This is a genomic window from Candidatus Polarisedimenticolia bacterium (assembly GCA_036001465.1).
GTDB lineage: Bacteria > Acidobacteriota > Polarisedimenticolia > Gp22-AA2 > Gp22-AA2 > Gp22-AA3.
In genome coordinates this window covers 1-6,158 of sequence record DASYUH010000039.1, presented here as the reverse complement: position 1 = coordinate 6,158, position 6,158 = coordinate 1, and the positions used below count along the sequence as shown (strand labels likewise).

At 70.7% G+C, this 6,158-nt stretch carries 5 protein-coding genes; 2 read left to right on the top strand and 3 right to left on the bottom strand.

What is annotated here, in order from left to right; genetic code table 11:
* A partial coding sequence (locus tag VGV60_07735; GenBank protein ID HEV8701145.1) for a carboxypeptidase regulatory-like domain-containing protein occupies positions 1 to 585 on the bottom strand: 585 nt, incomplete at its 3' end.
* A 174-nt stretch (positions 586 to 759) separates the two neighbouring features.
* Between VGV60_07735 and VGV60_07730 the strand changes: the two genes are divergently transcribed.
* Positions 760 to 2,487, top strand: a complete 1,728-nt coding sequence (locus VGV60_07730) for a hypothetical protein (protein HEV8701144.1) — start codon at positions 760 to 762, stop codon at positions 2,485 to 2,487.
* On the opposite strand, the gene VGV60_07725 is transcribed toward VGV60_07730, so the two are convergent.
* Positions 2,484 to 4,289: a CRTAC1 family protein gene (locus VGV60_07725; protein ID HEV8701143.1), complete on the bottom strand. Its 1,806-nt coding sequence runs from the start codon at positions 4,287 to 4,289 to the stop codon at positions 2,484 to 2,486. The genes VGV60_07730 and VGV60_07725 overlap by 4 nt on opposite strands.
* Entirely contained in the window at positions 4,286 to 5,548 is a 1,263-nt protein-coding gene (locus VGV60_07720) for a tetratricopeptide repeat protein (protein ID HEV8701142.1), read from the bottom strand. Before VGV60_07720 ends, VGV60_07725 begins: the two co-directional genes overlap by 4 nt.
* A gap of 238 nt (positions 5,549 to 5,786) precedes the next feature.
* Here VGV60_07720 and VGV60_07715 point away from each other — a divergent pair.
* Positions 5,787 to 6,158, top strand: a 372-nt coding sequence (locus VGV60_07715; protein HEV8701141.1) for a hypothetical protein, incomplete at its 3' end; no start/stop codon positions are given.

The window sequence follows — 6,158 nt, the reverse complement described above, 5'->3', positions numbered from 1 at the left end:
GGTGGTGCTGACGCCGTCCACCAGCGTGATGACGTCGGTATCTCGGGCGCCGTGGATGTTGGGGTTGCCGTCGCCGTCGGTGTCGGTGACCCCCGGCGCCAGGGACAGGATGTCCTGGTAGTTGCGCCCCAGGATCGGCAGGGCGTCGATGAACTCCGCCGTAAGCCGCGTCTGCGTCGTGGTAACTTCCAGGTTGACGATCTGCGGCCGGGCTCGCACCTCGATCCGCTCGCGGAACGGCGTACCGGGCTGCAGGGTGATGCGGAGCGCCGTCGCCTGGCCCCCCTTGATCTCGACCTCCGAGAAATCCATCGTCGCGAACCCGGGGAAGGTGGCGCGGACGAAGTAGTCCCGCGCGGCGGGCAGCGAGCCGACCTGGAACGACCCGGTGCTGTCCGTGACCGCCCCGCGCCCCGAGATCCCCTGGCTGCTGCTCGAGGCCACGATGGAGACGCCGGCAAGCGGCGTCCCCTTCTCGTCGGTGGTCAGGCCCCGCAGGGTGCCCGTGGTCTGGGCCAGGAGAAGGGACGGGCCGAACAGGGTCAGAATCGCACACAGAATGGGCTCGCGGCGCACACGACTCATTGGCCTGCGGTCCCTCCGTGATGTGGCCGTCATTCTACACCTCAGGGCCCTCCCGGAATGACGATTTTGGCTTTCCGCGGGTCTCGAACCGCGCCGGGAAGAATCGGGCAACTCCGTTGACCTGCAATGGTTTATGACATATATTCTGGGGCACGAAAGTCACGAGGGGACGGGGTGAGAGCCATCCGCTCGACGATTGCGGCTGTTATGTTGCTTCTCCCGCTCGCGCCGCCAGGCGCGGGCGCGGCGGACGACCGCGATATCTTTCTCAGCGCTCTCCCGGGGAGGAATCTCAACGGGCCGGCGGATCTCGCCGGTGCGGCGCCCCGCGGGGCGGGAGAGGCCCTGTCGATCCTGGCCGGCGTCGAGGCCCTGCCGGTGTCCTGCGGCACTCCCCTGGTGCGCAACCTGGCCTCGCCCGGCGTCTCCCTCGTGTCCGACGCGGCCCGCCTCGCCGTGGTCCGCCGTCCGGCGCTCGAATCGGAGCGGGTCGCACTCACCCAGGACGGGGCGTTCGCGTTGCACTACCCTGGAGCTGCGCGATCCTCGGGCCTGATGTCGGTGGACCGGGATCGCAACGGAAACCCGGATCTGGTCGATCGGATCGTCGAGGCTCTCCTGGCGTCACGCTCCCTCCTGGTCACGCGGCTCGGCTACCCGGCGCCTCTTCCCGAAGGGGAGCGGCTGGACGTCTACCTGGCCGAACTGGGGCATGGCCTCGAAGGGTTTGCGGTACCGGCGGGGACCGAGTCGGCGCCGTTCGTCCTCCTGGACGCGGGGCTCGGCTCCGACAGGGTGATGCCGGCGACCCTCCACCAGCTGGCCCATCTGTCGCTCCTGTCCCTCGCGCCGCGCGCCCCACTGTGGTGGGACGAGGCGGGCGCGGCCTTTCTCTCCCTGACGGCCACCGGCGATCTGAAGGCCCACGAGACGGCCCTCAGGGCCCGGATCCAGGCGCGCGGGCGTGGCCTTGCCGCGGACGGCCTGATGTCCATGGAAGGGGCCCTGCTCTGGCCCCTGTTCCTGTCGGAGAGCACTGGGGACCCGGCGACCGTCCGTCTCGTCTGGGAGGACATGGCGACCCAGGGCGTCGATCCTCTGGCCGCGACCGAACAGGTGCTCAAACGCCACGCGCGCTCCCTGGCGGAGGCCCATCGCGAGTTTGCCGCATGGAACCTGTTCACCGGCGAGCGGGACGACGGCCAGCACTACAGCTTCGGCCGCGCTCTCCCGGCCGCCCCCCTCGTGCCCATGGGCCCCGAGACCCCGTTCCAGGTCGAGCCGGTCGATCCGATCGAGCCCCTAGGGGCGGCGGCCTACCGGGTGCCGGGCGATGGGCGGCGCGGCAGCCTCGATCTGGAGATCACGGCCGAGGGGGGACGTCCTGCGGCCGACCTGCTCATCTTCTACCACGGGGGACCGGCCCAGCCCCTGCTGGCCCAGGTGGAGTTCGATCCGGCCGGCATCGGACGCATCTCGCTCCCTTCGGCCGACGTCCGCGAGACCTGGGTGGTCCTGCGCAACGATGCTCTTCCCGGCGCGGGCGGGGACACGCATTTCGTCCTGCGCGGCTCAAGCGATCCGTACGCGCCGTACGACCTGGCGTCGTTCACCGCGTCCGGTTCCTCCGTCTCGATCCTCCTCGACTGGACGACGGCCTCGGAGAAGAACCTCGCCGCCTGGAACATCTACCGCGCCGAGACTCCCGCGGGGCCGTTCACCCGGCTGAACTCCGTCGCCGTCCCGGCGATCGGAGACAGCGCGACCGACACCGGTTACATCTTCCTGGACGACTACGTTCGCGGCGGCAGGCGCTATTACTACGTGCTCGAGGGGCTCACCCGTGACGGGCTCCCGCAGCGCTCGCACGTGGTCAGCGGGCGGATCGAACCCTCTGGCTAGGGGGCTGTCCGGCGATTCGGCCGGCTCCCGGGCGGATCGTCAGCGCGCCCTGGGAGCCGTTTTCCCTTCCCCTGCTCCAGCGTGACGAACCGATCGACAGGCCCCGGAGCGAAGCTCTCGGTGAACCCGTGCCGGCCGGGCCAGCGAACCACGATCGCGTCGATCGCCGTCCCGGATCCGAGGCCGAAGTGGAGCCGGCGATCCCCCTGAGAGAGGTAGGAGGAGGCGGTGCGCGCGTAGCGAACCTGCCGGACGCCCCCCGCCTCGAGCGCGACCCATGCCCCGACCGCGTCCCGGTTCGGCGCCGCGCCGTCCAGAGTGACCGTGATCCAGTGTCGCTTTGGCGCCCCCGCATGGCGCAGCAAGACGGCCGGACCGTTGTTCTGCGTCATGAGGATGTCCAGATCGCCGTCGTCGTCGAAGTCGAACGGCACGGCGCCCCGGGCCACGTGGCGCCGGCCGAGCGGCGCCCCCTCCGGGTAGGCCAGGCGGTCGAACCGGCCGTCCCCGAGATTGCGATAGAGGGCGGCCTTCATCTGAAAGGTGATCGTGTCGCTGTAGAGTTCGATGTTGTCGATGATGTGTCCATTGGCGACGAAGACGTCCTGGTCGCCGTCCTGGTCCATGTCGAAGAAAAACGTCCCGAACCCGAGGTCCAGAAGCGACGGGGCGCCCAGGCCCGACGCGAACGTCCGGTCGGAGAACAGGCCGTTGCCGTCGTTGTGGTACAGCTCGTTGGTCTCCTCCGAGAGATTGGTGACGAAGAGGTCGAGCCGGCCGTCGTTGTCGTAATCGGCCATGTCGGTCCCCATGCCGGCCTGCGGGATGCCATCCTCGGAGAGGGCCACGCCGACCAGGCCGGCCACCTCCTCGAAGGTCCCGTTTCCCCGGTTGCGCCACAGGAAGTTCGGCGTGTCGTCGTTGGCGACGTAGATGTCCTGGTCGCCGTCGCCGTCGTAATCGCCCCACACCACTCCCAGGCCCTTGCCGGTGCCGTCCGCGATGCCGGCAGCGGACGTGGCGTCCTCGAACGTGCCGTCGCCACGGTTGCGATAGAACGCATCCGGCTGCGGGTCGAAATTGCGCGGATGGCAGACGGTGCGCCACCCGGGCCGGTTCTCACCGCAGTAAAGATTGTTGTTCTCGTCGAACTCGACGTAGGCGGCGACGTAGAGATCGAGGTCCCCGTCGGCGTCCGCGTCGGCCAGGGAGGCGCTGGTGCTCCACCGCCCGTTGCCGACGCCCGCCCGTTCCGACACGTCGGAAAACGTGCCGTCTCCGTTGTTCCTGTACAAGACGTTCGGGCCGTAGTAGGTCACGTACAGGTCCCGATCGCCGTCGCCGTCGATATCGCCGGCCACGCATCCGAAGCCGTACCGATCCGGGCCCCCGACCCCCGCCTTCGACGTGACCTCCTCGAACCGGCCGCCGCCCAGGTTGCGGTACAGGGCCGAGCGCAGCGTCGCCTTGGGGGTGTACCCCGGCAGGCGGCCGCTCTGGACGAAGTAGACGTCCTGCCGCGAATCGCCGTCGTAGTCGAAGACACAGACACCGGAGCCGAGCGTCTCGAGAATGTACTTCTGCCCCGTCGCCCCGTTCACGTGGACGAAGCCGAGCCCGGCCTCCGAGGTCGCGTCCTCGAACGGAGCGTCGATCGGCTGGCCCGCGCTCGCGGCCGTCGCCCCCGCGGCGGAGGGACCCGCTCCGGGCGGGGCCGCGGGAGGCGAGCCGCGCGTGTCGCAGGCGGAGCACAGGACGAGCGCGGCGCAGGCGAGAAGCGCGGCGTCGCGGGATCCCGTCACGGCGCGCGCTCCGGCTGCACGTCGAGCGCGGAGCCCTGCGAGCGCGCGCGCAGGCCGTCGAAGATCTTCATCTCCTCCCGGTAGCGGTCCGCCTCCCCTCGCGCCATGTAGATGCCGGCAAGGTAGTAGTGCGGCTCGGCGAACTCGGGATTGGCGGCGATCGCCTTCTCGAGCGAGGCGATCGCCTCGTCCAGGCGATTGGCCAGGGCGTGCAGCCGCCCCATCTCTGCGAGCGCCCTCTCGTTGCGGGGATCGAGCGCCAGGCACCGATCCAGCGCGCTCCTGGCCTCGTCCGGCCTGCCGAGAGCGAGAAGGGTCGATCCCAGGTGCAGGTATACCTGAGGATCGTTGGGGTCTTCGCGGGCGATCGCCTGGAACTCGGCAAGCGCCGCCCCATAGTCTTCCCGGTTGAACGCCTCGACGCCCTTGATCCGGTGATCGCGGACCCGCTCCTCGACGTGGAGCCGCGATAGGGCCTGTTGCTGAGCCCGGCGCCAGCGCCCCGCCTCCGCCGTCTGACCGAGTCGGGTCGTGAGCGTGACCAGGTGGCTGATCGCGCCCGGATGGGCCGGGGCGATGGCCTGGACGCGGCGCATTTCCTCGGCGGCCTCGGCGATGGCCCCGCGCCTCTCGAGCGCCAGGCCCAGGACGTAATGGGCCTCGGCGCTGCCCGGCTGGCCCGCGATGACCGACCGCGCTCCGGCCTCCCCCTCCGCGATGCGCCCGAGACGCACATCGAGCAGCGCCCCCTTCAACCGGGCGGTCAGGTTGCCCGGCTCCCGCCGCTCCGCCTCGGCGAGCAGGGCCCGCGCCTCGTCATAACGGCCGGTGTCGATGCAGACCGCCGCCAGGCCGAGGCGCGCCCCGAGGGCGGCCGGAGCAACCCGCAGCGCGGCGCGAAAGCTCTCCTCCGCCTGCTTGAAGCGATCGGTGCGGGCATAGATCGAGCCGAGTGCTTCGAGGATTCGGTGGTCGTCCGGCGCCCGCTTCAATGCGCCTGCCAGGTGCGGCTCGGCCCCCTTGAGGTCCCCCCGCTGGTAGAGCTTCAGGCCGGTCTCCAGGGATGCCGCCGGGAGCGCCTCACCCGGGGCGCCGGGGTTCCCCGCCCCGGTGGTGCCGGGCTCCCGGGCGGGGCCGCACGATGACGCGCCGACCGCCGCGAGGAGCCACACCGCGGGCCACCCCGCGATCCTTCGCCGCGCCCCGGGGCGACCCGACGGCCATCCCACGGCGATTCCGGGCACACGATGGGCTGGCATCCGAATCATTCTAGCGGAAAGAGAAATACGGCACGATCGCGGCGCCTCGCACCGGGCCCCACGGCGTCCGGACCGCGACCCGGCCCACACCCTGAACCGGCTCGCAGGCGATGGTTGACAACCGGCCCCGCAGACCGTATTAGGAAAACGATCGCGCTCACCGGCGTTTCACGACGTGCAGACGTCCTTCCGTGCGAGGAGCCGGCCCGGCACTCGGACTGGCTCCCAGGAGGATCACATGAGCCGCAGCCATCTCCGCCCGATCCGCCGGGCCCTCGCGGCCGGTTGGCCGCTCGCCTTCCTCCTGGCCGCGCCGGTCCTTCTCAGCTGGGCGGCCCGGGGCGGGCGGCCGGATCCGACCCGGGCGGGGCATTCCCGGATGGACGAGACCGCGAGCCCGAAGTGGCTCCGCACGCACCCGCCCCTGAACGCGACGGCGCGGCCCGAGGGGCTGACGCCGTTCGGCAAAGGGTTCAAGGCGGCCGAGGCGCGCGATCCGCGCGGGCTGATCTCCACGAACATCGGCCATATCAATCTGAAGAAGAACGACGCCCTGAACCGCGTCCCGGCCGAGTTCCGGGCGTCCGGACCGGGCGTCCGGGCCAACGGC